This is a genomic window from Mediterraneibacter sp. ICN-202921 (genome assembly GCF_037890075.1).
In the GTDB taxonomy this organism is placed as follows: Bacteria; Bacillota; Clostridia; order Lachnospirales; family Lachnospiraceae; genus Mediterraneibacter; species Mediterraneibacter massiliensis.
In genome coordinates, this window is sequence record NZ_JBBKBE010000005.1 from 140,498 (window position 1) to 167,160 (window position 26,663).

General features: G+C 43.7%; 27 protein-coding genes. 24 read left to right on the top strand and 3 right to left on the bottom strand.

Going from position 1 to position 26,663, the window contains the following annotated elements; translation table 11 throughout:
- The first annotated feature begins 8 nt into the window (after nt 1–8).
- The 24 genes from WKT01_RS06445 to WKT01_RS06560 all read left to right on the top strand — a co-directional run bounded on the left by WKT01_RS06445 (nt 9) and on the right by WKT01_RS06560 (nt 22,092).
- Nucleotides 9–1,124 carry an iron-containing alcohol dehydrogenase gene (locus WKT01_RS06445; protein WP_340311661.1) on the top strand — a complete coding sequence of 372 codons (1,116 nt, stop codon included), beginning with the start codon at nt 9–11 and terminating at the stop codon, nt 1,122–1,124.
- A gap of 395 nt (nt 1,125–1,519) precedes the next feature.
- Entirely contained in the window at nt 1,520–2,419 is a 900-nt protein-coding gene (locus WKT01_RS06450) for a DMT family transporter (protein ID WP_340311663.1), read from the top strand.
- A 24-nt stretch (nt 2,420–2,443) separates the two neighbouring features.
- Nucleotides 2,444–3,067 (top strand): hypothetical protein, encoded by a 624-nt coding sequence (locus WKT01_RS06455; protein ID WP_340311664.1) that lies wholly within the window; start codon nt 2,444–2,446, stop codon nt 3,065–3,067.
- Nucleotides 3,068–3,128: 61 nt separating this feature from the next.
- Nucleotides 3,129–3,647, top strand: a complete 519-nt coding sequence (locus WKT01_RS06460; protein WP_059066649.1) for a peptidylprolyl isomerase — start codon at nt 3,129–3,131, stop codon at nt 3,645–3,647.
- Between the two features lie 19 nt (nt 3,648–3,666).
- Nucleotides 3,667–4,617, top strand: coding sequence for a DMT family transporter (locus tag WKT01_RS06465; RefSeq protein WP_117975586.1), 951 nt, complete (start codon nt 3,667–3,669; stop codon nt 4,615–4,617).
- Entirely contained in the window at nt 4,583–5,434 is an 852-nt protein-coding gene (locus WKT01_RS06470; protein ID WP_059066651.1) for an energy-coupling factor transporter ATPase, read from the top strand. The genes WKT01_RS06465 and WKT01_RS06470 overlap by 35 nt, the downstream gene beginning before the upstream one ends.
- A complete protein-coding gene (locus WKT01_RS06475) occupies nt 5,419–6,276 on the top strand; it encodes an energy-coupling factor transporter ATPase (protein ID WP_282923908.1) in 858 nt (285 codons plus the stop codon). Before WKT01_RS06470 ends, WKT01_RS06475 begins: the two co-directional genes overlap by 16 nt.
- Nucleotides 6,273–7,097, top strand: coding sequence for an energy-coupling factor transporter transmembrane component T family protein (locus WKT01_RS06480; protein WP_059066653.1), 825 nt, complete (start codon nt 6,273–6,275; stop codon nt 7,095–7,097). Before WKT01_RS06475 ends, WKT01_RS06480 begins: the two co-directional genes overlap by 4 nt.
- A gap of 24 nt (nt 7,098–7,121) precedes the next feature.
- Nucleotides 7,122–7,859, top strand: coding sequence for a tRNA pseudouridine(38-40) synthase TruA (gene truA, locus WKT01_RS06485; RefSeq protein WP_059066654.1), 738 nt, complete (start codon nt 7,122–7,124; stop codon nt 7,857–7,859).
- 225 nt (nt 7,860–8,084) lie between these two features.
- A complete protein-coding gene (gene nagB, locus WKT01_RS06490) occupies nt 8,085–8,816 on the top strand; it encodes a glucosamine-6-phosphate deaminase (RefSeq protein ID WP_340311665.1) in 732 nt (243 codons plus the stop codon).
- 33 nt (nt 8,817–8,849) lie between these two features.
- A complete protein-coding gene (locus tag WKT01_RS06495; protein ID WP_340311666.1) occupies nt 8,850–9,617 on the top strand; it encodes a copper homeostasis protein CutC in 768 nt (255 codons plus the stop codon).
- Entirely contained in the window at nt 9,595–10,485 is an 891-nt protein-coding gene (locus WKT01_RS06500; RefSeq protein WP_340311667.1) for an HAD family hydrolase, read from the top strand. The genes WKT01_RS06495 and WKT01_RS06500 overlap by 23 nt, the downstream gene beginning before the upstream one ends.
- Nucleotides 10,486–10,756: 271 nt before the next feature.
- Nucleotides 10,757–11,689 carry a GntR family transcriptional regulator YhfZ gene (yhfZ, locus tag WKT01_RS06505; RefSeq protein WP_059066658.1) on the top strand — a complete coding sequence of 311 codons (933 nt, stop codon included), beginning with the start codon at nt 10,757–10,759 and terminating at the stop codon, nt 11,687–11,689.
- Nucleotides 11,690–11,915: 226 nt separating this feature from the next.
- The gene (locus tag WKT01_RS06510) at nt 11,916–13,235 is read left to right on the top strand and encodes a YhfT family protein (protein ID WP_082667444.1); all 1,320 of its coding nucleotides are present in this window, start codon (nt 11,916–11,918) and stop codon (nt 13,233–13,235) included.
- Nucleotides 13,236–13,257: 22 nt separating this feature from the next.
- The gene (locus WKT01_RS06515) at nt 13,258–13,620 is read left to right on the top strand and encodes a DUF2620 domain-containing protein (RefSeq protein WP_059066659.1); all 363 of its coding nucleotides are present in this window, start codon (nt 13,258–13,260) and stop codon (nt 13,618–13,620) included.
- The gene (locus tag WKT01_RS06520) at nt 13,613–13,963 is read left to right on the top strand and encodes a PRD domain-containing protein (RefSeq protein ID WP_059066660.1); all 351 of its coding nucleotides are present in this window, start codon (nt 13,613–13,615) and stop codon (nt 13,961–13,963) included. Before WKT01_RS06515 ends, WKT01_RS06520 begins: the two co-directional genes overlap by 8 nt.
- 19 nt (nt 13,964–13,982) lie before the next feature.
- Nucleotides 13,983–14,861 (top strand): phosphotriesterase family protein, encoded by an 879-nt coding sequence (locus WKT01_RS06525; protein ID WP_270394906.1) that lies wholly within the window; start codon nt 13,983–13,985, stop codon nt 14,859–14,861.
- A gap of 19 nt (nt 14,862–14,880) precedes the next feature.
- A complete protein-coding gene (locus WKT01_RS06530) occupies nt 14,881–15,906 on the top strand; it encodes an amidase family protein (RefSeq protein WP_270394907.1) in 1,026 nt (341 codons plus the stop codon).
- Between the two features lie 16 nt (nt 15,907–15,922).
- Nucleotides 15,923–17,014, top strand: coding sequence for an aminotransferase class V-fold PLP-dependent enzyme (locus WKT01_RS06535; RefSeq protein ID WP_270394908.1), 1,092 nt, complete (start codon nt 15,923–15,925; stop codon nt 17,012–17,014).
- 2 nt (nt 17,015–17,016) lie between these two features.
- Complete coding sequence (locus WKT01_RS06540; protein ID WP_059066663.1) at nt 17,017–18,192, top strand: alanine racemase; 1,176 nt, start codon at nt 17,017–17,019, stop codon at nt 18,190–18,192.
- On the top strand, nt 18,189–19,409 hold the full coding sequence (locus WKT01_RS06545; RefSeq protein ID WP_340311679.1) for a phosphopentomutase: 1,221 nt from the start codon (nt 18,189–18,191) through the stop codon (nt 19,407–19,409). The genes WKT01_RS06540 and WKT01_RS06545 overlap by 4 nt, the downstream gene beginning before the upstream one ends.
- 460 nt (nt 19,410–19,869) lie before the next feature.
- On the top strand, nt 19,870–20,286 hold the full coding sequence (locus WKT01_RS06550) for a DUF3267 domain-containing protein (RefSeq protein WP_270394911.1): 417 nt from the start codon (nt 19,870–19,872) through the stop codon (nt 20,284–20,286).
- A gap of 33 nt (nt 20,287–20,319) precedes the next feature.
- Nucleotides 20,320–21,543, top strand: coding sequence for a tyrosine--tRNA ligase (tyrS, locus tag WKT01_RS06555; RefSeq protein WP_340311682.1), 1,224 nt, complete (start codon nt 20,320–20,322; stop codon nt 21,541–21,543).
- A gap of 36 nt (nt 21,544–21,579) precedes the next feature.
- On the top strand, nt 21,580–22,092 hold the full coding sequence (locus tag WKT01_RS06560; protein ID WP_340311684.1) for a flavin reductase family protein: 513 nt from the start codon (nt 21,580–21,582) through the stop codon (nt 22,090–22,092).
- Between the two features lie 292 nt (nt 22,093–22,384).
- Here the strand turns inward: WKT01_RS06560 and WKT01_RS06565 are convergent, their stop codons facing one another.
- The 3 genes from WKT01_RS06565 to WKT01_RS06575 all read right to left on the bottom strand — a co-directional run bounded on the left by WKT01_RS06565 (nt 22,385) and on the right by WKT01_RS06575 (nt 26,630).
- Entirely contained in the window at nt 22,385–23,251 is an 867-nt protein-coding gene (locus tag WKT01_RS06565; RefSeq protein ID WP_340311686.1) for an Rpn family recombination-promoting nuclease/putative transposase, read from the bottom strand.
- A gap of 492 nt (nt 23,252–23,743) precedes the next feature.
- Nucleotides 23,744–25,753 (bottom strand): DUF6449 domain-containing protein, encoded by a 2,010-nt coding sequence (locus tag WKT01_RS06570; protein WP_340311688.1) that lies wholly within the window; start codon nt 25,751–25,753, stop codon nt 23,744–23,746.
- Nucleotides 25,728–26,630: an ABC transporter ATP-binding protein gene (locus tag WKT01_RS06575; RefSeq protein WP_270394916.1), complete on the bottom strand. Its 903-nt coding sequence runs from the start codon at nt 26,628–26,630 to the stop codon at nt 25,728–25,730. Before WKT01_RS06575 ends, WKT01_RS06570 begins: the two co-directional genes overlap by 26 nt.
- Between the last annotated feature and the right edge of the window lie 33 nt (nt 26,631–26,663).

Here is a 26,663-nt window from a genome sequence, read left to right on the forward strand (position 1 = left end):
AGAAAGTTATGGAAAAATTCAAAATAGTACCGGAGATATATGAATATATGACATTCAAGGAGTTTTTGGAGGAATTTCCTATACATACAGATGATCTGTTACTAACACAGCGGTTCATCTACGCTCCTTTTATAGAACCTTTTCATTTAAATTGTCATATTGTTTTTCAAGAAGATTTTGGAGAAGGAGAGCCATCTGATGAGATGGTAGACGCTGTATTACAAAAAACGGATAGATTAGATTATAATAGAGTGATCGCTGTGGGTGGAGGAACCGTGATTGACATAGCGAAATTGCTTTCTTTAAAGACATTTCATTATACAGAAGAAATCTTTAACGATCCGTCAAAAATTAAAAAAGAAAGAGAATTACTTATTATCCCTACTACATGTGGAACCGGGAGTGAGGTTACGAGATCTGCAATTATCGCATCTATCAAAAAGCAGACAAAAGTACGAATGGCATACGATGCGTTTTATGCGGATAAGGCAATTTTGATTCCAGAATTTATTCATACGTTACCTTATCGCTTTTTTGCGTATAGCTCTATTGATGCCTTGATCCATGCAGTAGAGTCGTACTTATCGCCAAAATCAAATGCCTATACAGACTTATTTGCAGAACATGCTATAAAATCAATCATCAATGCTTTTGTCGGAATAGCAAAAGAAGGGCAAGAGAGCAGAAATAAATGGGCTAGAGATGTTTTAAGAGCCAGTAACTATGCCGGAATTTCTTTTGGAAATGCCGGCTGTGGCGCAGTACATGCTCTTGCATTCCCATTGAGCGGGAGATATCATGTGGCTCATGGGGAAAGTAACTATCAATTTTTTTGTGCCGTACTTGATCTGTATTATGAAAAGGATGCAAAAGGGAAAATAAGCAGGCTATTATTTATATTGGCAGAGTTGCTGCAGTGTAAAAAAGAAGATGCCCTTTGTCGATTAGAAGAATTGTTAGATCAAATATGGAAAATAAAAAAATTACGTGATTTTGGAATGCAGGAAGAAGAAATAGAGGAGTTTGCAGATGAAGTGTATGAGGAACTTCAGCCTGTGCTTGCTACCAGCTACGTACAATTGTCCAGAGAGGAATTGGAAGCGATCAACAGAAAATTATTTTAGTATATAGATTTACATTTTAAACAATTTTATATGTAAAGAAGGACTGCCGCGAAAGTAGATGAAACATCTGCCAGAGCGGCAGTTTTATTTTAATAAAAAAATAAAAATTCAACGAGGTGCTTTTGATAGATACAAATTAAAGGTGGATGCATTACTTAAATTATATAAAAACGCACTCTATAAATACTATTTACTTGAAAATGCGGGAGATATATAATATATATAGCATATTTAAAGGTGGCCAAATGGACACCTGGTCAGTAGTAGGGTGAAGATACGGGGATATGTCCGGCGGCGAATATGCAAGAATGAAAAAGATAACTAAAGCAGGAAGAACCGGTAAAGAAGTAGATACGGCTTTCTTTTGGAATGTAAAATACAGGAGGGTGAGACAAATGAAAGGAGAAAAGCAAGGCTTAGCTGTTCTGCATACATCGGTGTTCTTGATGAGTCTTTCGGGACTTTTCGCGAAGTGGTTAGACCTTCCGCCAGCAGTGATCGTATTTTGGCGGGTGGTATTTTCCTCGTTGTGTCTGCTGTTTTTCTTAAAGCTGCGAAAAGAAAAGACGCGGCTGGCGCGCCGAAAGGATTATCTGCTGCTGATGGCGGCAGGCGCTGTGCTTGTCATACACTGGACCACGTTCATGCAGTCGATCCAGACCTCCACGGTAGCCATAGGAACATTGACCTTTTCGACATTTCCGCTTTTTGTGACATTTCTGGAACCTGCCTTGTTTAAAGAAAAGCTGAAAATGCAGCAGATCATATCAGCGGCGGTGATGCTGGTCGGCGTCATCTTTATCGTGCCCCGGTTTGAAATGGGGAATTTTATGACGCAGGGTATTCTATGGGGGATGGCGGGGAGTCTCAGCTATGCGGTATTATCTTTGATGAACCGGAAATTTATGGAGCAGTATTCCAGTACGCTGACTGCCTTTTATGAGCAGGCGACAGCCAGTATCCTTTTACTTCCGGTGTTGTTTTTCAGTCCGCAAAGAGCGCAGGGAAGTGATTTCCTGATCCTCCTCACACTGGGAATGGTATTTACGGCAGTGGCGCATACTTTATATATAGAAAGCCTTCGGTATGTGAAAGTGCAGACTGCCGGGATCGTATCGGGTATGGAGTCTGTCTATAGTATTGCGGCGGCGTTTTTCCTCTTAAAAGAAACACCGTCGATACGGGAGCTGATCGGGGGGAGTATTATACTCGGGGTTGTATTTTATTCCAGTATAAGATCGGTGCGGGAGGACTTTGGGAGACAAAATACAGAATCCTGTAAATCGCAAGGATAAGAAACAAGAGGCGTGATAAAGAAAATGGAAAAAGTACTGAAATATTTTACAATCGATGGAGCAGTCGGAGGAAGTCAGGCATGGTTTAGCAACGTAGTCATGAATATGGGCGGGTGTGCGGCGGTGACTGCCTGTGACAGCAGTATTTATTTTGCGCTTCACGGCGGCTGTACAGAGATCTGTCCTTTTGCTGTACAGGCTCTGACAAGAGAAGAGTATGTGCGGTTCGGGATGAAAATGAAGCCGTACTTAAAGCCGAGAGTCGGGGGCGTAAAGGAATTATCCATGTTTATAGATGGATATAGAAAATATCTTGCAGATGTAGGGGTGAACGAGCTTTATATGGAAGCGTTTCACGGAGAACATACTTATTCAGAAGCAGAGAAATTAGTAAAACAGCAGATCGATGCAGGATATCCGATCCCTTATCTGCTTTTACGCCACAAAAATAAGAAATTCCAAGATTTTCAATGGCATTGGTTTTTATGTTTCGGATATGAAATAAGACAGGAGGGAATATGGATCGTTGCAGCTACATATGGACAGAAAAGCGTGCTGCCCTTAAAAGAGCTGTGGAATACCCAGATGGAAGAAAAAGGCGGAATGATCAGATTTTACAAACAAGGCAGTGTGCATAGATTTTATTGACGGGAAGAAGGAAATTCGTTACAATATGTGCAGTATAGAAAAGTAGAAAAGAGGGAAAATTATGGCAAATCCAATTGTGACATTTGAAATGGAAAACGGAGATATCATGAAAGCAGAGCTGTATCCGGAGATCGCGCCGAATACAGTAAAGAACTTTGTTTCTTTGGTTAATAAAGGCTTTTATGACGGACTTATTTTTCATCGTGTGATCAGCGGTTTTATGATCCAGGGTGGTTGTCCTGACGGAACAGGTATGGGAGGCCCAGGATATACGATCAAGGGAGAGTTTTCTCAGAATGGTTTTGCGAATGATCTGCTCCATGAGGAAGGCGTTTTGTCTATGGCGCGGGCGATGCATCCAGACTCTGCAGGCTCACAGTTTTTTATCATGCACAAGAAGTCTCCCCATTTAGATGGAGCGTATGCGGCGTTCGGCAAGATTACGGAAGGCATGGATGTAGTAAATAAAATTGCAGATACAGCTACGGATTATAGTGATAAACCGCTGGAGACACAGCGAATGAAAAAAGTCACCGTGGAAACTTTCGGCGAGGAATACGAAGAGCCGCAGAAAGCGTAATCTTTTCCGGGAGGATGCAATGAAAAAAAAGCTGACACAGCCGGCAGGCGTATGCCTGCTGGCACTTTTGTGCTGTGCTCTGTGGGGGAGTGCTTTTCCTTGTATTAAGATAGGATATGAATGGTTTGCGATAGAGGGAGTAGGAAGCCAGATTCTCTTTGCTGGATATCGTTTCTTTCTGTCCGGGGTGCTCACGTTTCTTCTTGGCTGTGTGCTGGAAAAGAGAGTGCTTACAATGAAAAGAACATCTTTTCCCTGCATTTTACGGCAGGGTATCGTACAGACGACGATACAGTACGTGTGTTTTTATATAGGACTTGCGCATACGACAGGGACAAAGGGCTCTATTATAAACGGTTCGAACGCCTTTTTTTCTATTATAGTGGCACATTTTCTTATAAAAAATGAAAAAATGACCTGGACAAAATCCCTAGGCTGTCTGTTTGGTTTGATGGGTGTGGTCGTGATCAATCTGGCGCCGGGAGCTCTTGCCGGAGGCTTCCATATAATGGGTGAAGGCATGGTACTGCTGTGCAGTCTGGCATACGGGGTCAGTACAGTACTTTTGAAGATGATCTCAGACAGGGAGAGTGCAATGACGATCACGGCATATCAGACATTGCTGGGGGGTTTTCTCTTGATACTCATAGGTTTTGCGTTAGGCGGAAAAGTTGGCGGAGGCGATCTTAAGAGCCTGTGTCTGCTTGTGTATATGGCATTGCTTTCCACGGGGGCATTTAGTATATGGACGCTTCTTTTGAAATATAACCCGGTAGGTAAGGTAGCCATATATGGCTTTACGATCCCGATCTTTGGCGTAGTACTTTCGGCGTTGTTTCTTGGCGAGCAGATCATATCTTTCCAGAATATTCTGGCACTGGTGCTTGTCAGTCTGGGAATCTGGATCACATATAGGGACAGGGAGGCAAAGACAGATGGAAATGGTAGAGACAGAGAAACTTACGTATGAATATGAAAAACGAGATGAAAATGGAAATATAACAGGGACAAACAAAGCAATCGACGGCATTGACATGCAGATCAGGCCGGGCTCTTTTGTCGCGATCTTAGGGCATAATGGTTCTGGAAAGTCTACCCTCGCTAAGCATATGAATGCAATCCTTGTACCTACAGGCGGCACTATGTGGGTAGATGGAAAAGATACAAAAGATGCAGAAGAACTGTGGAATATACGACAGAGTGCAGGCATGGTATTTCAAAATCCGGATAACCAGATCATTGGTACGGTAGTAGAGGAGGATGTAGGGTTTGGACCGGAAAATTTAGGCGTACCTACAGAGGAAATCTGGAGGCGGGTAGAAGAAAGTTTAAAATCTGTCGGAATGATCCAATATCGGACACATTCTCCAAATAAACTTTCTGGTGGACAGAAACAGCGGGTAGCGATCGCTGGTGTGGTCGCAATGGAGCCAAAGTGTATCGTACTGGACGAACCGACCGCTATGTTGGATCCTAATGGGCGCAAAGAAGTGATACGCACAGTAGAAAAGCTCAGAAAAGAAAAACAGGTGACGGTCATCTTGATCACCCACTATATGGAAGAAGTCATAGATGCAGATGAAGTGTTTGTGATGGACAGCGGGCATATCGTGATGCATGGAACTCCCAGAGAGGTATTCAGCCAGGTGGAGAAACTGAAACAATATAGGATGGATGTGCCTCAAGTGACGATGCTGGCAGAGGAACTTCGAAAAAGCGGGCTTACACTGCCTAGAGGGATATTAAAAAGGGAAGAGCTGGTGAAAGCATTATGTCAATTAAATTAGAAGATATCAGTTATGTATATAGTCCGGGCACAGCTTATGAGCAGCATGCTTTGAAGCATATCAGCCTGGAGATACCACAGGGACAGTTTGTCGGCATCATTGGACATACAGGCTCCGGAAAATCTACGCTGATCCAACATTTCAACGGGCTTATGAAAGCGACTTCCGGTAAGTTGTATTATGAGGGAAAGAATATTTATGAGGAAGGGTATGACCTGAAAACATTGCGCAGCCAGGTGGGGTTGGTATTTCAATACCCGGAACATCAGTTGTTTGAGACGGACGTATTAAGCGACGTCTGCTTTGGACCTAAGAATCAGGGACTTTCTGCCGCGCAGTGTAAGGAAAGAGCAGTTGAGGCGCTGGAACTGGTTGGACTTCCTGAAAAATATTATGACAGATCTCCTTTTGAATTATCCGGCGGACAAAAGCGCCGTACGGCGATTGCCGGCGTACTCGCCATGCATCCGAAAGTGCTTGTACTGGATGAGCCCACAGCAGGGCTGGATCCCCGAGGACGGGACGAGATCTTGGACCAGATAGAGGTGCTTCACAAAAAGACAGGGATAACCGTTATACTGGTTTCCCATAGTATGGAGGATATTGCCAGATATGTAGAGCGTATCCTTGTCATGAACCAGGGAGAGAAGATGCTGGACGGCGCCCCGAAAGAAGTATTTGCACATTATCAGGAACTGGAAGAAGTGGGACTGTCAGCTCCGCAGGTGACGTATATCATGCATGATCTGAAGAAACATGGCTTACCGGTGCGTACAGACGTGACTACGGTGGAAGAAGCGGCACAGGAGATTCTAAACAGTCTGAAAAAGGAGAGACTATGATCAGGGATATTACGATAGGACAATATTATCCGGCAAAGAGCGTGATACATCGCCTGGACCCAAGAACAAAGATCGTATGTACACTTTTGTTTTTGGTGTCGCTGTTTGTGCAGAATAGTTTTCTGGGATATGTGACAGCTACCGTTTTTCTGGGTTTTGTGATCTATTTGAGCCGGGTACCATTTAAGTTTATCGTCAAAGGTTTGAAGCCTGTCGTTATTTTATTGCTATTTACTGTTTTAATGAATCTGTTTTTGAATAAAGGAGGCGAGGTGCTGGTTTCTTTCTGGATCTTCAGGATTACAGAAAAGGGACTTAGAATCTCAGTATTTATGGCAGTCCGTTTGATGTATCTGGTCATAGGATCGTCTCTTATGACATTTACGACAACGCCAAATGCATTGACGGATGGAATTGAAAGGGTTTTGCATCCGTTGAACAAGATCCGGGTTCCGGTACATGAAGTGGCTATGATGATGTCTATTGCACTCCGTTTTATTCCGATTCTTTTGGAAGAGACAGACAAGATCATGAAAGCGCAGATTGCCAGAGGAGCAGACCTGGAGAGTGGAAATATTTTGCAGAGAGCAAAAGCTATGGTGCCGGTTCTGGTTCCTTTATTCGTATCCGCATTCCGGCGCGCAGGTGACCTGGCTATGGCAATGGAAGCACGCTGTTATCATGGCGGTGACGGAAGAACAAAGATGAAGCCGCTTGTATATCAGAGAAGAGACAGAGCAGCGTATGTGTTTGTTGTCTTATATCTGGCTGTGGTCTTTTATGTGGGGCGGTTGATAGATTTTTCAGTCTGGATATTTTAAAAGAAAAGCTGGAGAAGAAAAAAGATGAAGAGAATTAAGCTGATCGTTGCATACGACGGTACGAATTACTGCGGCTGGCAGATACAGCCGAATGGACTTACGATAGAAGAAGTCCTCAACCGGAAGCTGTCAAAGGTTCTCAAAGAAGATATCCGTGTGATCGGTGCCAGTCGGACAGATTCAGGAGTCCATGCGCTGGGAAATGTGGCGGTATTTGATACAGATACAAGTATTCCGCCGGAACGGATCGCCTATGCTGTCAACCAGAAGATGCCGGAAGATATTGTGATCGTAAGATCCGAAGAGGTTCCAAAAGACTGGCATCCGAGGTATTGTGACTGTGAAAAAATATACGAATATCATATCTGGAATGCCCAGACGCCAGATCCTACAAGAAGACGTACCACATATTTTGTTTCTTATAGACTGGATCTGGATAAGATGAGACAAGCAGCATCTTATCTGATAGGAGAACATGATTTTGCCAGTTTCTGCAATGTGCGGACAAATGTGGAAAATACAGTACGGACGATTTATGAATTGACCGTTGAACAAAAGGAGTGCGAGTGGATCATCCGGATCCGAGGAAATGGTTTCCTCTATAATATGGTCCGTATCATTGTTGGGACGCTCTTGCGTGTCGGAAGAGGTTTCTATACGCCGGAAAAGGTGCGGGATATTTTAAAAGCCCAGGATAGGCAGGCGGCAGGCGTCACAGCGCCTCCTCAGGGACTTATTTTAAAAGAAATTTTGTATAAGTAATAAGAGAAGGATTGACAATAGAGCAGGTACTTGATAGTATGAGATTAATTCGAGAAACGAAAACAGGATGAATGGAGGCAGACCAGATTTTCAAGAAATAAAGCAGGTTCTTTATATTCAGGAGATCTGGTTTTTATTCTATGGGAAAGGGAAAGCGGGCTTGCCCGCTTTGTTCTCTGTAGAAATGCCTTTCCGACAATCGGAAAGCAGAAGGAGGAAGAAAAAATGAAGATTTATGAAGCAAACGACTACCAGGAAATGAGCCGGATCGCCGCAAATATTATAGCTGCACAGGTTGTTTTAAAGCCGGATTGTGTATTGGGATTGGCGACAGGTTCCACGCCGATCGGCACATATGACAGACTGACAGAATTGTATGAAAGCAACGATGTAGATTTTTCCAAGGTAAAGACAGTAAATCTAGATGAGTATAAGGGATTGGATCATGCAAATGATCAAAGTTACTATTATTTTATGCATAAAAATTTGTTTGACCGTGTAAATATCATGGAAGAAAATACAAATGTTCCCAATGGAATGGAAGCAGATTCCGCTAAGGAGTGTGCAAGATATGAAGAACTGATCCGGTCTCTGGGCGGGATCGATCTGCAGCTGCTTGGTCTGGGACATAATGGGCATATTGGGTTTAATGAACCGTCTGCTGTTTTCGAGAAGCAGACACATTGTGTAGACCTGACAGAAAGTACGATCGAAGCAAATAAGCGTTTCTTTGCTTCTGCGGATGATGTGCCGAGACAGGCATATACAATGGGGATTGGGACGATCATGGCGGCCAGGAAAGTACTTTTAGTTGCAAATGGAGAAGCCAAAGCAGACATTGTGGCAAAGGCCTTTTTTGGAGAGATCACACCGCAGGTACCGGCATCTATCTTGCAGCTGCATAAAGACGCTATTTTAGTTTGTGATAAAGCCGCTTTATCCAAGATACCGCGGTAATACTCGCTGGAAACTAAAGAAAGGAATACAATAATGAAGTATACGCTGGAAGTATGTGTGGACAGCGTAAGGTCAGCGTTGGAAGCCCAGGAAGGAGGGGCTGACCGGATCGAGCTGTGCAGCAATCTTATCATAGGAGGCACATCACCGGGTAAAGCGTTATTTCAACAGGTGAAGCAATACACGGATTTAGAGATCCGTGTATTGCTTCGTCCAAGATTTGGAGATTTTTGTTATGACTCATATGAGTTTGCGCAAATGAAAGAGGAAGCCCAGATGTACCGGGAATTAGGAGCTGATGCGATCGTAACAGGGATAGTACGCCCTAACGGCACGCTGAATATCGAACAGATGCAGGAACTGCTGGACATGGCAGAAGGAACGGATTTTACACTGCACAGGGTCTTTGATATGTGCCGGGATCCTTTTGAAGCGTTAGAACAGGCGATATCTTTGGGGATGAAAACCATTCTTACGAGTGGACAGAGAAATTCTGCATGGGAGGGGCGTGATCTTTTGAAAGCCTTGGCAGAAAAAAGTGCCGGGCGTATAGAGATCTTAGCAGGAGCAGGGATTACATCAGACATACTTGTAAAGCTGATTTCCTATACGAAAGTGAGTGCTTACCACATGTCCGGCAAGATCGCGAAAGACAGCACTATGTTATACAGAAGAGAGGGCGTAAATATGGGACTGCCGGGTTTTAGCGAATATGAAGTCTGGCAGACAGAGGCAAAAAACATCAAAAATGCGTCAAAAATATTAGAGGAGTGTGCAGATGATCAAGGTAATTGCGTCTGATTTAGACGGGACGCTTTTAAATGAAGAACATAAAATAGCAGAGAGGACGATCCGGGCTGTAAAACGTGCCCAGGAGGAAGGTATTCTTTTCGTGGCCGCCACGGGAAGAGGATACGAGGAGGCAAAGCTAGCCTTAGAGCCGACAGGGATCCGCTGCAGCCAGATCGTGACGAGTGGATCGGAAGTACGGGATGCAGCAGGGAATATCATCCGAACGATCTCCATGGAAAAGGAGGCGGCAGGAAAGATCCTGGAAATTTCTGAAAAGGCCGGGATAGCGGCGTATGTATTTACAGACGAACTGGACGGTGTCATCGGCACGCCGGAGGAAGTAGAGGACTTTCTTGTGGCGCAGGTGCAGACGTTTCACTTAAATGGGACAAAAGAAGAAATCTTAAAGGATCCTTTGTTTCAGGAATACAAAAAAAATACGAATGTCCTCCCGGATAAAGAAGCTATTTTAAATTCAGAGCGTATCATTTATAAAATTTTTTTGTTTTCTACTAATTTAGAGATCATTAGGAAGATAAAAAAAGAAGTAGAAAGAATACCGGGAATCGCTTCTGCCGCTTCCTCTCTGGATAATGTGGAGATTACCAGTATAAAGGCACAGAAAGGGCCTGTATTGAAATGGTACGTAGAAAGTCTGGGATACAGCATGGATGAAGTTATGGTCATGGGAGACAGTTTAAACGATTATTCCATGCTCTCTATGGAATTTGGCGCCTGTGTGGCTATGGAAAACGCCGCAGATATATTAAAAAAGACAGCGGCCTACCGTGCGCCTTCCAATGAGGAAGACGGAGCGGCAATTGCCATTGAAAAACTATTGGAAGGAAAACTGGAAGAACTGCGGGTAAAAGGGTGAATGGCGCCGTGTTGCTTGTGATTTTTATATCCAGCTGCTTCTGTGAATATTCCTAAAGAAATGAATCGGAGTTTTTCGATAAATTTTTTTGATGCTTTAGAGAAAATTTGATTATTCCGGAAGCAGAGCATACGTATCTGTATGCGCATAGGGGACTAATCTTATTTGAACGAATGAAATAATTTTCAGCAAAAATAATAGATTGACAAAGAAAATAAGATGCAGTATAATTCAAATATACAAAATTTTGAACAATAGAAGGATAACATATATGGAAACAGATAAAAACAATGTGTTGTATCAGAAAATCGGAGTTACGATTAACAGTCTGGCACTTAGTTTCCTCTCTAAGAATGAAGGAGAACGTATTGCGTCTATTACGCAGTATCAGGAAGAACTGGGTGTTTCTAGGGGAACAATACAAAATGCATTGAATTATCTGAAAGACGTACATGCCATACAGTTGGTTTCACGAGGGCATCTGGGTACATATATTGAACATATCGATTATATAAAACTGCAGGAATGTTCTTTGGTAAGAGGTCTTATGGGGATCATGCCGTTTCCATATTCTTCTGCCTATGAAGGTTTTGCTACGGCCCTGTATGAGCAGCTGAAGAATTTTCGCTTTAATATGGCATATGCCCGCGGCGCAAGAGGGCGTATGGAATTGGTAGAATCCGGAACATATCAGTTTGCGGTGTGTTCGCAGTATTCAGCACAGCATGAGATAGAAAACGGGAGAAATATCGAGATCGCATTGAATTTTGGGGCAGGCAGTTTCTTGTCACGGCATGTGCTTTTACTGAAAGATACAGAAAAAGACGGGCTTGAGGACGGTATGCGAGTGGCGTATGACAAAGAATCTTTAGATCAGAGTCAGATCACAAAAAGTGTTGTAGGAAAAAGAAAAGTGGAATTGATCAATATCCGTACCCAACAGACGGTGAATGCGCTGCAGGACGGAGTAATTGATGCAGGCGTATGGAATTATGATGATATTCTGGAAAATCATTATCTGGATAATCTGAAAGTGGTGTTTTTGCAGAAAGAAGAATATGAGGAGTCTTTTTCTGCGGCTGTTTTGGTCGTGAAGAAGAACAGTCGTTATTTACAGCAGATATTAGAGAAAAATATCAGTGTAAAAGAGACATTGAAAATACAAGATGAAGTCCGCAGAGGAAAAAGGAGATCTATTTGCTGATGGATCGTCCGTAAGAGAAAGAAGTTAGATAGTTGGAAGGCGTTTATTTTACAAATATACAAAAAAATGTACAATGAGAAATAAGGTATTTGAAAATGGGAAGATACTATTTTTTGTTTTCTCAAAATACAATATTTTGTATTTTGAGAAAACGTCTGCGGAAGAGAAAGGAGGTATTAAGAGTCCGCAGAGAAAATGAATATGAGAATATGAAGGAGGAAAAAAGATGATAAATTATGTGTTGGCAGCAGGGATCGGTGCAGTTTCTTCGATTTTGGCAAATCGAAACGTGGCGGTGTATAATGATGGTTTCAGACCGGTATACACAGAATATTTTAATGGAAATATGGACAGAAAGTCTCTGGCAGCGACTTCTTTTGCTGTAAGTTTTGGTCTGATCGTAGGTTTTGGGTTTACAAATTCCATAGCAATGGGAATCATTATTATCCACACTTTTTTACTGATGGGGGATATCATAGGGACTTGGTGTCCGGATACACCGGTTGGAACTGTTATATCCGCTGTTGTCGGAGCGGCATGGGGCATTATCGTCGTAGCTTTTATGTCTACGATCGCAGATTTGTTTTCTATGATGCCGGTAGATTTTCTGCCTTATCTTGGAAATGTAGCAGATATTGTTGTAGCGACCTTTGCTATTTTCCCTTCTTTGGCAGTAGCATTCCAACATGGGGTAAAAAAAGGCGGGATTACAGCACTTATTACGTTAGTGGTCTATATTTTAGTTAAGAATTTCGGCGTATTTCATTTTGGAGATTTTACATTATCTTTAAATGCGGACGGGATGGCAATGCTTGCAGGAACAATCACAATGATCATTTTTGCTGTACGTACAAAGCAGGAAGCGATCGGCGCTGATCTGACGAATATATTTTCTGTGAATGTGGAAAGGATCAAAAAGAGCTGGTATTGGTTTGCGCTGATGGGCGGACTATTATCGATGGCTGCATCCCAGTGTATTTTGACGACAGATGTTATTTCCGGTCCGCTGCAGATGCAGAATGAATTTGCGCAGGCCGCAATGGTTGCCTGTGTACGGGCTATTGGATATATTCCGCTGGTTTATACGACAGCGATCGTAACAGGTGTGTTTTCTCCGGCAGGTTCTTATTTTTCTGTTGCTGTCGGTATGTTGTGCGGCTCATTTGGACTTTCCACAACTATGACATGTGTTCTTGCGTTTGCATTTGGAGCAGCTGTGATCACATTGGAAACATTCTTCTTGGGAAGCATCGGAAGCTTATTAGATCGTTTTCCTGCCCTTAGAGAATTGGGAGACCATATCCGAAACGCTATGTCACAGATCCTCGAATTGGCGCTTCTTGTAGGAGGTTTTACAGCATCGGGTATGATCATGAATGAAGTGGGCATGTCCTATATAGGTTCTATGATCGTTATGATTGTCTGGATGATCAACAAATGTGCAAAAAAACCATTCCTGGTACCAATGGCGGTAGGACCTGTAGTTACGATAGGTATGGGAATACTGGCAAATATTATCAAGATTCTGGGACTGTCAATTGCATAGTAAATGGAGGAGATGATAGAAAATGAAAATCGTAGTAGGCGGAGCTTTATACAAAAAAGAAAATGCAGAGTTGATCGAAAAGTATGGAAATGGAAAAGTAGAAGTAGAGATCATGCCTGACCTGCAGGCGGCAATGGCATTAAAAGCAGGCAAAGCAGACTATTATCTAGGTTCCTGCCAGACGGGCGCAGGCGGTGCTCTGGGTATGGCTATCGCTATGAATGGCATGGAGAAATGCATTACAGTGGCTATGGTGGGAAAGGTATTGGATGAAGAGGAAATCCTTAAGGCTGTAAAAGAAGGAAAAAAAGCGTTCGGCTTTGTGCCGGAGGCGGCAGCTCGGGTTATCCCTGTTATTATGAAAGGAATCCTTGAGAATGAATGAAGCAAAAGAGAGAATAAGAATCTTGACAGAGGGAAAGGTAATCTCGCTTAAAACGGGCAAATATGTCTGTCAGGTTATCGACTATCTGGAGGCATCTGATTTAAAAACAGATCAGGATAAATTAAATACGATGCTGACGCATCTGGCAATGGCAACCCAGAGGCTCTTAGAAGGGAAAGAGGCGGAGATGCCGGATGAGGCAGTCTGGAAAGAAGTAGAAGAGGATTCTTGTTATCAGGAAGCAGAAAAGTTGGTGAAAACAATAGAAAACTTATCCTTTCTGACTTATCCGGAAAGCGAACGGCGCTATCTGCTGATACATATATGTAATATGCTGCATTAGATAAGAGGATACAAAGAAGATGAATATATTAAATGACGGATATACATTGATGCACGAGCATATGACCCTGGATCTGTCTCGCATAAAGCAGGAAGAAGACTGCCGGCTGGACTGTAAGGAAGAAACTATACGAGAATGCAGGCAGTTGTATGAGTTGGGAGTGCGTAATATTGTGGATGTAACCAATACAGGGATGGGGCAGAATGTACCTTATGTAGAAGAAGTAGAGAGGCGGACGGGCATCCGCATCCTGCAGTCTGCCGGATATTATAAAGAACCGTTTTTTCCAAAGGAGGTATATACACAGTCTGTGGAGGAACTGGCAGAGAATATGGCAGATCAGGTGCTGAATGGATTTAAGGAAAGCAATAGTAAAGCGGCGCTTTTAGGCGAAATCGGTACATCTGCGGAGGCAATCAGAGACAGTGAGTGTAAGGTGCTCGATGCGGCAGTCCTGGCACATAAGAAAACGAAAGTACCCATTTATACGCATACGACGAAAGGTGTGTATGCAAAAGAACAGGCGGAATATTTAGTCTCTCAGGGAGTAGACCCTGGAAAACTCGTGATCGGACATGTAGATCTGATCGGTCGTATAGACTATATCCGTGCGGTTTTGCGGCAGGGCGTCTTTGTAGGATTTGACACTATTGGAAAAGAGAATTATCTCTTAGATGAGAAGCGGGCAGCATTGTTATATGAACTGGATCAGGAGGGGCTGCTTGCTCAGGTCGTATTATCTATGGATATTACAAGAAAATCAGGATTAAGATACAAAGGCGGCAGAGGGTACATGTATCTATTTACGCATTTCCTTCCTATGCTGAGAGATGCCGGCATACAAGAATCCCATATCCGCCAGATGCTTGTGGATAATCCACAGAGAATCTTTTCATAAAGAAGGGAGACAGAAAAGGATGGAAAAAGAAAAAACAGAGGCAGTGATCGGTGCAGCGAAGAAAACCTTTCTGGCGATACAAAATCCATACAAAACAGTGGAAAAAGTGTTCCCTTTGGCGATCAATGCTTATCAAACTGGGGTACCTGCTTACATAGGGGTAAAAGACCATAAGTCGATCCCGCTCCACCTTATAAAAACATTAGAAGATACAGGAAAATATGCGCTGCATACCTTGGACTGCAATAGTCTGGGAGGCAGAGCGGTGGATATGTGTGTGCGTAATCCGCTTACGGGTAACCCTATGACGGGTTCTTCCAGCGGTACAGCATTAAATGTTTTTTATCATATGAATGACCTGGGGATTGGTACCGACGGCGGCGGAAGTGTTCTTGCACCTGCTTTGAGCCTGCAGTTGTTCGGTTTTATCAGTTCTCAGATAGAAAAAGAAGAAATGGAAAAATTTCACCGGGTCTCTACAGATGGGCTTGCTTTTTCCCCATCTGTCGGATTGATCACCAGGGAATGGGAACTTTTGAAAGAGACGGTTCGGACTGTTTTGCATCTTCCGGAAGACAAAGAGAAAGCCTCCTGTATTTTGGCATCAGATAAGAGTACGATTTCCTGGAAAGAAGTGCAAAAGATTTCTTATCCGGATCTGGATTCGGATCGGGAAACTTTGATTCGGTTTTTGAAGGATACGTTATCTCAGTGTGATTTTATGGTCTCCTATGAAGGCCCCGTAGATGTGCGGGGAATGGGAGACAGTATATTCGGACATTTCGATCCTTGGACAGAAAAGAGACAGCGGGAAGCCGGAAAAGGTCTGCTGCGGGTTGCCAATATGGTGAATGCAGATGCCGTCTGTATACCGGGAAAAGAATTGGGATGTGGATGGGTGCTCTTATGTGAAGGGACACCTGTGAAAACAAAGATCATGTTGGAATATGCCGAAAAGCTGGTTGGTGGAAAGGATGAACTGCTGGGCAGATATTTTGGAAATTTGGATTTGTATTTTGACAGAGGATATGGAAAATTTTCATAAATGAAGAGGTGAAGATATGCGGACTTATCCGTTAAAAACTATAAGTTTAGAAGAAGCACTGCGGCTGCAGTTTAAGGTAGTAGATTGTATAACACGGGAATTTGAAGGACAAGAGATCCTTAGCAGAGGAGACTTGGGCGTGGTTCCGGGTTTGAATAAGCCTGTTACGACAAGAAAAGCAGAAAAGGCAGTAGCGGCTGTGTTTGACGCAGAAGCAGCCTGCTTTGTGCGGGGCGCAGGTACAGGAGCGATACGATATGCCCTGTGCGCGTTGGTTACACCGGGGGATACACTGCTTGTACACACAGCGGCTGTTTACAATACAACACAAAACAGCCTGGACATGATGGGGATACGAACTGTACGCGCAGATTTTAATGATCTGGACAACATTCGGACAGTTCTTACAAAACATCCGGAGATAAAGGCTGCATTGGTACAGTATACAAGGCAGAGCATGGAAGATTCTTATGAAATGGAAAGTGTGATCCAGACGATCAAATCTTGCCGTGAGATGCCTGTTATAACGGATGATAATTATGCCGTTATGAAGGTAGAGAAAATGGGCAGCCAGTGCGGCGCAGACGTATCTTGTTTTTCTGCGTTTAAGCTGCTTGGCCCGGAAGGGATCGGCTGTGTCGTCGGAAAAAGAGCGGTCATTGATAAAATTGTGAAAATGCATTATTCCGGTGGAAGCCAGACACAGGGACACGAAGCACTTGACGTGCTCAGAGGAATGGTCTATGTACCTGTGGCTTTGGCCATCCAGGCGCAAGTCAATGAAGAGTGTGTGCAAAGGCTAAATGGAGGAGAATTAAAAAGCGTAAAAAAAGCATTTCTGGCAAACGCGCAGTCAAAAGTACTGCTGGTAGAATTCCATGAAGAGATTGCAAAGGCAGTACTGCGAGAGGCACAGAAATTAGGCGCTGCTCCCAATCCCGTAGGGGCGGAGTCTAAATATGAGGTAGTGCCCATGTTTTATAGAGTATCCGGTACATTTTTAGCGGCAGATCCTACTTTGGAAAACAGAATGATCCGGATCAATCCGATGCGTGCCGGAGCGGACACAGTACTGCGTATTTTGCGGGAAGCGATAGAGAGGGTGTAAGCATGTTTCTAAATAGAATAAAACAAGAGAATATTCCTTTGCTGGAGACTGCTTTTTCTCTGCACCAGGAGGGGCGAGTTTTGCCGGATTCTTTTGTGATCGACACAGATACGTTGTTTGAAAATGCAGGAAAAATACTGGCAGAGGCGAAGAAGAAAAATATCCGCTTGTATTTTATGCTGAAACAGATCGGAAGAAATCCCTATATTGCAAAAAGATTGACAGATATGGGATTTGACGGAGCAGTCGCAGTGGATTTTAAAGAGGCCCAGGTTATGATGCGTCATCATATACCGATTGGAAATATAGGACATCTGGTACAGATTCCGGATGCTATGATCGAACAGGTGGTGAACTATGGTCCGGAGGTCATAACCGTCTATTCTGTGGAGAAGGCAAAGAGGATAGCGGATGCCGCCGTAAAGCAAAGGAAAGAACAGAAGATCCTGCTCCGGGTATATGATCAGGGCGATCTTATATATGACGGACAGACAGCAGGATTTGCTATGGCAGATTTAAATCATGTATTAGATATACTATGCCGTATGCCGGGAATACAAGTGGCAGGAGTGACGTCTTTTCCTTGTTATCTTTATGACGAAAAGGAAGAATGTATAAAAAAGACGCATAATCTATCTTCTGTGTTAAGAGCTGTGGAAGTATTAAATAGAAGAGGCATCGAGGCGGAGATCATCAATACCCCATCGGCCAGCTGCTGTGAGACTATCAGACACATGCATGTAGACGGGGGGAACTGCGCCGAGCCGGGACATGGACTGACCGGGACTATACCGGCTCACACGGCAAATACGATGGAAGAGAAAATCTGTGCAGTGTATGTCAGCGAGATTTCGCACAATTTTTTCGGAAAGGCGTATTGCTTTGGAGGCGGACATTATAGACGTTCCCACATGGAACGCGCACTTGTAGGCAGAAGTCTGGCGAATGCTAAGGAAGCGGATGTGCAGACACCGTCCATGGAAAGTATTGATTACCATCTAGGTTTAGATAGAGAATTTGCAGTGGGAGATACGGCTGTGATGGCGTTTCGTTTTCAAGCGTTTGTCACAAGAGCGGACGTTGTTTTGGTGAAAGGGATCTCCAAAAGCAGACCAGAGATTATCGGTATCTATGATAGTCTGGGAAATGAGAAGAAAGGAAGCGTAGGACAGGCATGAAACGATTTGTTGTGATCGTATTAGATGGCTTTGGCATCGGCGCTATGGCAGATGCCAAGACCGCAAGACCGGGAGATGAGAAGGCGAATACATTGGGAAGTATTTTGAAGGAATTTCCAGAGTTAAAACTTCCCACTCTGGAAAAACTGGGGCTTATGAATGCGTTTGGGAAAGAAAGTGCAAATATGCGGTTTTCCGGAACGGCCTGTTGGGGGAAAAGCGAATTATTACATGATGGAGCAGATACTTTTATGGGACATCAGGAAATCATGGGAACATTTCCTCAAAAGCCGATCCCGCAGCCTTTCCAGCAGAAAATAGAACAGATCAGAACCATTCTTTTGCAAAACGGTCACAGCGTAGAAGTAAGAAGCACAGCGGGACTGCGCTATCTGCTTGTAGATGGAGCAGTCACTGTGGCGGATAATATCGATGCGGATCTTGGGATGGCATATAATTGTACGGCACCTCTGGATAAGATTTCTTTTGAGAGAGAAGTGGAGATTGGCCGTCTTGTACGGAAAATCGCAGCGGTGAACCGTGTGATCGTATTCGGGGGAAGAGGCAATACCATAGAAGATATATTAAAGGCCGAAGAAACAAGGCAGGGAGGATATATAGGGATACATGCAGTAAAGTCAAAATCCTATGAAAAAGATTATCATTGTATTCATTTAGGGTATGGCGTAGAGAAAAGCGTGCAGGCGCCGACGATACTGACGGAAGCAGGCATACCCGTCTCTTTGTTCGGAAAAGTGGCGGATATTGTGGCGAATGAAAAGGGGAAAAGCGTCTCCTGCGTGGACACCGCAGAAGTGCTGGATCTGACATTGGAAGAAATACAGCATATGCAAAAAGGTTTTATCTGTACCAATGTACAGGAGACTGATCTGGCCGGGCACAGCCAGGATGCAGGATGGTATAAAAGACTATTGGAGACGGCAGATGAAAAGATCGGTATCATGCTGCCGCTGCTCACAAAACAAGATATTTTGATCGTGATGGCAGATCATGGAAATGATCCGGAAATCGGACACAATAAACATACACGAGAGAATGTTCCGCTTTTGGTATATCAGAAAGGAAAAAGCGGAATACAGCTGGGGCTGCGCAGGACGCTTTCGGATGTGGGAGCAACTGTATGTGAATTTTTCGGAACGCGCAAACCCGAGAATGGAACTTCTTTTAAATGCCTATTGACAAATTTGCGGGAATAGGATAAGATTTCAGCATATATGGAACAGGCAGAGAAGGGAACAAGTAGTAGATGTATTTCCGGCAAAACGGAATCAGGAGAAAACAGAAAGCAGCCGGCCGATGAGAGGCGCATGATACCTGCATATATGAATACATCCCAGAGCCGCGCATGGAAAACACATGTAAATAGTGAAGATAAGCGATGCTGAAAAAAGCATTGTGGAAAATATTTGTATGTGTGAGTAGACTGCGACGCGGGCACGCGTTATTGTGCAGGAGTCTTCATGAGGAGACTTAGTAAGACTGACCATGTGAATTGTCAGTGAAGCAAGGTGGTACCACGATATATTCGTCCTTATCTTTTTAGATAAGGGCGTTTTTTATTACATAGGAAATTATTTTCTATATAATAAAAAATATTCCGCATTGCAGCAATAAGATAAACATAAAAAATCACAATGGAGAATATGGGTCTGAGATATGGAAAAAGAAAAGAGGGGCAGACCGGCCAGACAAAAGGTCGTAGAAAACTATGAACGGCAAAAAGCAATACTGTTAAAACAAGGATACCGGGAGAAGGCAGAGATCATTTCCGTAGTACGGGCGAATGTAATGGTGGTCGTTACGTCTCTCCCACTGGGCATGGCAGGACTCTTTGTATGGAAAGTATTTGGCTGTCTCTTTCCAGGAATGATTTTGGGTATAGGCATATATGTTGCCGCATTTATAACGGGAAGCGCGGTACTCTTGTGGCTGAGTATACTGAATATTTTAGGTGCAGGAGGCGACATATGGATTGCCTGGCGGGTAAGAAAGTATCATACAGGATATGTGTTGGATCATCCTATGGAATGTGGCTTTTTGATATTTCAGAAGCAGGATTCGAACAATGCCTGAAAGTAAGATAAAACTAAGAAAAGGAGAGAAAAAATGGGAATTTATGAAGAATTGCAGGCGCGCGGACTGATCGCGCAGGTAACAGATGAAGAGGAGATCAGAGAACTGGTCAATCACGGAAAGGCGACTTTTTATATTGGCTTCGATCCTACTGCGGACAGTCTTCATGTAGGGCATTTTATGGCCTTATGTCTGATGAAAAGACTGCAGATGGCGGGAAATAAGCCAATCGCTTTGATCGGTGGAGGAACCGGATATATAGGGGATCCATCAGGAAGAACGGATATGCGTTCTATGATGACGCCGGAGCAGATACAGCATAACTGTGACTGTTTTAAAAAGCAGATGAGCCGTTTTATTGATTTTTCGGAAGGCAAGGCTTTGATGGTAAACAATGCGGACTGGCTTTTAGATCTGAATTACATTGAATTACTCAGAGAAGTGGGTGCGCATTTTTCAGTCAACAGGATGTTGACGGCAGAATGTTATAAACAAAGAATGGAAAAGGGATTGAGTTTCTTGGAATTCAATTACATGATCATGCAGGCATATGACTTCTACGCATTGTACCAGAAATATGGCTGTAATCTTCAGTTCGGCGGGGATGATCAGTGGAGTAATATGCTGGCAGGTACGGAATTGATCCGGCGCAAGCTGGGAAAAGATGCAAGCGCTATGACGATCACGCTGCTTTTGAATTCAGAAGGAAAGAAAATGGGGAAGACACAGTCTGGCGCAGTGTGGCTTGATCCAGAAAAAACGTCTCCGTTTGATTTTTATCAATATTGGAGAAATGTAGCAGATGCAGATGTGCTGAAATGTATCCGTATGCTGACATTCCTTCCATTGGAAGAAATTGATAAGATGGACAGCTGGGAAGGCGCACAGCTGAATACGGCGAAGGAAATTCTGGCATATGAACTTACCAAACTGGTACATGGGGAAGAAGAAGCAAAGAAAGCACAGGAAAGCGCACGGGCACTGTTCAGCCAGGGAAATGCGGCGCAGATGCCGACAACAGAGTTGGAAGATGGAGATTTTACGGATGGTAAGATTGACATTCTTACTTTGTTAGTAAAAAGCGGACTGGTTCCTTCTAAATCAGAGGCACGCCGTGCGGTACAGCAGGGCGGAACGTCTGTAGACGGAGAAAAGGTGACAGATATCGCGGTAATCTATGGCCAGGAAGTATTTGAAAAAGAAGGTATCGTTCTTAAAAAAGGAAAGAAAAACTTCCGGAAAATTGTGTTGAAATAGCGATTTGCGTCTGCTATAGGAGAAGGAGGAGAGGACATGGGTTTTAAAGAAGTAAATATTGAGACGTTGGAGTTTAACCCTTTTACAAAAATTGGGGAAGAGTGGATGCTGATCACTGCCGGGGATGAAAAAAAGCATAATACGATGACTGCCAGCTGGGGCGGCGTGGGGATCATGTGGGGAAAAAGTGTAGCCACTGCGTATATCAGACCTCAACGGTATACAAGGGAATTTGTAGATGAACAGGAGATGTTTACGCTATCTTTTTATGATGAGACATATCGCAAAGCCTTAAATATATGTGGAAGCAGATCAGGACGGGACTGTGAGAAAGAAAAAGAGGCAGGACTGACTCCGTATTACGTGGATGGGACAACCGCTTTTGAGGAAGCAAACATGATTTTTGTTTGCCGTAAATTATACCGTCAGGAAATGGGACCACAGTGTTTTACCCAGGAAGACGGAATCAATGAAAAATGGTATCCGAAAAAAGATTATCATGTGATGTATATGGCAGAAATCCTTAAAGTACTGGTAAAAGAAAGATAAATTTAACTGACAAAATGGGCGTGGAAAATATGTGTGTTTTGCGTGAGCGAGGAATTTCGGCGCAGCCTTGACGAGCGATGCAAAATACACATTTCATGCGCCCCCGTTGCCGTTTGACTTCCTATTTCTTTTGATTACTTCCGCAGTGTTAGCTCAATTCCGCTTACGCTTCGTTTCGCTATCGGCAGTCGCCGAATGAAAAGAAACAGAGCACACCTTGTTTACATGCAAGCATGACACATGGCATAATCTGTTTTTTTCGCACTGCTTGTTGCTTCGTCAAATTTCTATTCTATTTTTTTATGAACTTCTGGACGGTTTCTATATCTGTTTCCAGCATTTCCGCTATATCCTCAGCGGAATATCCCTTCCGAACTTTCTTTTCTATCTGCTCCTGCAATTTTTGCAGTCCGCCCTGTACCATCCCTTCTTTTAATCCGGAAGCATGGCCTTCGCGTATTCCTTCCTCGCGCGCTTCATTGCGTTCCATGATCTTTTCTTCCCAAGCCTGCATATACCTCACTCCGATCTTTTCACTGGATTTGATCGCCCGGATGCGCTTCTGGATGTTATGGATCCGCTCGCTGGCACAGGTCCTGCTCACTTCTTCTGTGGTGTGCTCCATATACCTAAGGAGTTCCACCAGTTCTTCCGACACCCCTTTGATATTCGTTCCATGGGTATTGAGGAAGATACGGACAGCGTCGTCTCCCAGAGAGAGTTCCGGTACTTCCTCACACTGCATACGGAAGGTATAGCGGTACAGTCCGTATCCGAACAGGTCAAAGGGACAGATCAGGATGATATATACGGGATTTAATTTCTGGAAGACGACTTCTCCCGGAGTCAACAGATTCGAGTCGATCAGCGCCTGATAGAAGCGGCTCCGTTTCGGAAGGTTTCCCGTGTTCTCTTTCTGGACTTCTGTATTATATACCGTGTCTTCTTCATCCATGGCCCATACATCCAGCCGCACATAACGGTTTAAAGGATGGGAGCGCTGTTCCTTTTCCGTCTGGGGCAGCAGTTTTAATACAACCTCTCTCCCTAAGATGATCTCCAGTATATCCCGCATGGTATCCGGGTCGTCCGTCGCCTGTGCGAATAAAAAACGATCCAGCAGGTTCAAATCCTTCAATGGCTTTTGTTTTAGTTCCATCTGTACTTTTCTCCTTTCATTATAGGGAAAAGCCTGCCGGTTTACAACACTTTTCCCTAAATAGCCTGTGACGTAAAATTTCTCCGGCACAAATATGTGATTTTGTTTCTTTGGGTAAATGTTTGCGAATATCCCGGATAAAGATCCGGATATATTGACGATCCGGAAACCGGATAAAACAGAATGATCTGTACAGAGCAGATCATCAGACTGTGCTTTTGGAAAAACACAAGACTCTTTCTTATAGATGCGCATCTAAAAAGATAGTTTTACCTTAACACAACAGAAGATAAACTACAATAAATAAATATAAATTTAATTGACTTCATATTTCTTTGATTACTTCCGCAGTGTTAGCTCAATTCCGCTTCCGCTTCATTTCGCTATCGGCAGTCGCCGAATGAAAAGAAACAGATCATACCCTGTTTACATGCAAGCATGACACATGGCATGATCTGTTCTTTTCGCACTGCTTGTTGCTTCGTTAAATTTCTATTTTATCCGGCATTTGATCTCATTATAGGAGGTTGTTTCTGTATTTTCTATTTTGACTCTGCCTTCCTGTGTCAGGGGCGTAAGGAGAGGTTGTATATCAAATGTCTCCGGGACCAGGCTGTATTTCCATTTTTCGATCTCTTCCGGAGTCTCATAGAAATGATGAATGGTTCCTCCACTGGAATCGGCAGGGACAGTATAGGAAGAATACATCTCAATGGAAGAGATCGGATAATCAGCGATTGTCTTATCTGTATCTGTTCCAAAATCGGCCAGTAAGGAGCAGGTCTGTGTAAAAAATGGATATATAGGAAGTTCCTGTACATATCCCGTCTGCTGAGAGGTGATGCTTAATATCCCGGCAGGTACGGTCTGCGTAAGAGACTGCATTTTCAGTTTTTGTATATCGGCAGCGTAAGCGCTCAGTAGGTTTTGCTTATCTTCGGAGGTCAGTTTAAGAGGCAGCTTGCTTACGCCGTCAGACCAGGTGAACAGATCTTTGCCGGTATCTGCCAGATAAGTTGGTGAGGAGGCGGGATATGCGGCCTTTTTATATTCGTCTGATTCATAGACAGAGGCAAAAGCAGCAAACATTTCTTTGCTTAAAGGATAGACACGGTAATGCTTTTGTCCATGATCCATATGGTAGCATACGGTGACGGTGGTATAGGCAGAATCTTTTGGAAGGAACTGTCCGTCGATAGAATTTTGCCTGTTTGACTCTATAACAGAAGAAATCCAGGACATGCCAAGGGTCTTGGCGTCTTCTGTAAAACAGTATTGTTTTAACTGCTGCTCTGTAGGATAAGAATCCCCATATAGGACCTGGGAGTAGGTCTCTCCATCCATATGCAGCCCTGCGACACTGAGACTTAAAGCGGATACATTTAGACTCTGGGGGAAATAGGTATCATATACAGGGGCGCACGCAAGAAACAAAAATCCCGTCGCAAGAACAGCCATAGCAGTAAGAAGAGTCTGCGCTTTGCGGCGCAGAAGGACTCTGTGCGCATCCTGTACAAGCCATTCCAAAAGAAAATGTATAAGGGTGCAGGCGATAACGGAGCTGCTGAGAAAAACGATTCCCCAAAGAAGAAAGTTCGCCGGTGTCAGATTCATTATATCCAACAGAAATGTTCCGCATAGAAGTCCGCCTAGGAAGGTCAGCAGAATCTGTACGATCCGTTCAGCTGTGACAAAAGTAAAAATTCTGCCGATCATTTCAGTTTTTCGTTTTTTTTGTCCCATAGCTATGATGAGAAATAAAACAGCGTTCCATACAAGTATTCCAAGGACGAGGTCTGCCTTGGGCGTGTAGGCAAGGATCTGCTGTTTGTCAAATAATTGCGTGCCGCAAAGTATTCGGCAGAGCTGACTGGGAACCAGATGGGCAAGGAGCGATTCTAGAAGAGGAGATCTATAATACGTCTGAAAACAATGCGTGATCAAAGGAAGAAATACATGGTCAAGCAGCAATTGGAAATAGGATAAGAAGCCTGCGGACAAAAGCAGAGCGGCGACTATATTTCCGCATAGGATGACAGAGCAGATGGCGATATGGTAGAAAAGCAGGAAGGTCATCAGGCAGACGAATATACTTTTTGCGGTATAGGATAGGATATAAGAGGAAAATTCGCTGTCTATGCTGCTTTGATAAATGCTTAAAACAGAAAGGACGAGTGAAAGCGGCAAGAGAAAGTGGAAAAGACCGTGCAAATAACGGCTCCAGAAAATGAAGCCTTTCTTCACCGGGAGGCTATAGTAGAAATCTAGTTTTTTAGGCTGCAGCAGATAAAAGAATTCGAGAAGACCTATGGCTGCGCCAAGGCCTGCACATATGTATAAAAGCTCCGTGCTTCCTATGCCGGTATATGTATAGAGATGAAAATTTAAACCGGCTGTTTTTATCATACCGTAAATGCAGAAGAATCCCCAGGAAAGGAAGGCTGTGAGATGCCCTCGTCCGGCTTCCCTAAACCAGTTAAAGAAGTATTTTGCGGATGTCATAACCATGTTCCTCCATCTGAATCATAAAAATTTCTTCTAATGTCAAAGTGACGTCTGAAAAAAAGACAGGTTCTTTTTCCCGGATGAGGCGCTGTATCGCGGATAAGTCGTCTTTTACGAGCAAGGTCGTGAAATAACCGTCTGTTTGACAGCGTATCACAGGAAGTTCTTTTTGCAGTTCCTCGACTGCCGACGTATCAGAAAAAACGCATTGTATTTTATGTATATCTGTCAGATCCTGCGTCAGATCGGCAGATGTGACCAGTCCCCCTTTGTGGAGGATACCGATGTTTTGGCAAATATCCTGCAGATCATCCAGTTTGTGAGAAGCGACGATCACCGTGAAATCCCGGCATTTCATTTCTTGCAGAAATAAGTTCTTCATCAGCTCTGTGACAAGTGGATCCAGGCCATCGAACACTTCGTCGCAGAACAGATACTTTGTGCCGGCATTCAGCGCAAGTATGAGGAATGCCTGCCTTTTCATACCTTTAGAAAAGGTGCGCAAGGGAAGCCGCATATCCAGGTTCAGGGTGTCCGCCATATAAGAGACGGCGTCGGCATCCAGACCAGGATACTGCCGCTTATAAAACTGTGTCATCGTCTCCAGAGATGCATTTGGAAAGTAATATGGGTCGTCCGGAAGATAGAAAAAAGCCTGCTTAAAGGCAGGGGAAGAGCAGGACAGCTTTGCATCGATTTTGACTGTTCCTTCGTCCGCAGTCAGAATACCGGACAGAATCTTCAGAAGAGTGCTTTTCCCGGCTCCGTTTGTGCCGAGAAGACCAAAGAAATGGCCGTCCGGTATGGTAAGAGAAATGTGATTGACGGCACAGAGAGCGCCGAAATATTTTGTCAGATTTTGTATCTCGATCATCTTATACCTCCTGCATATTGCAGTGTCGTTAGA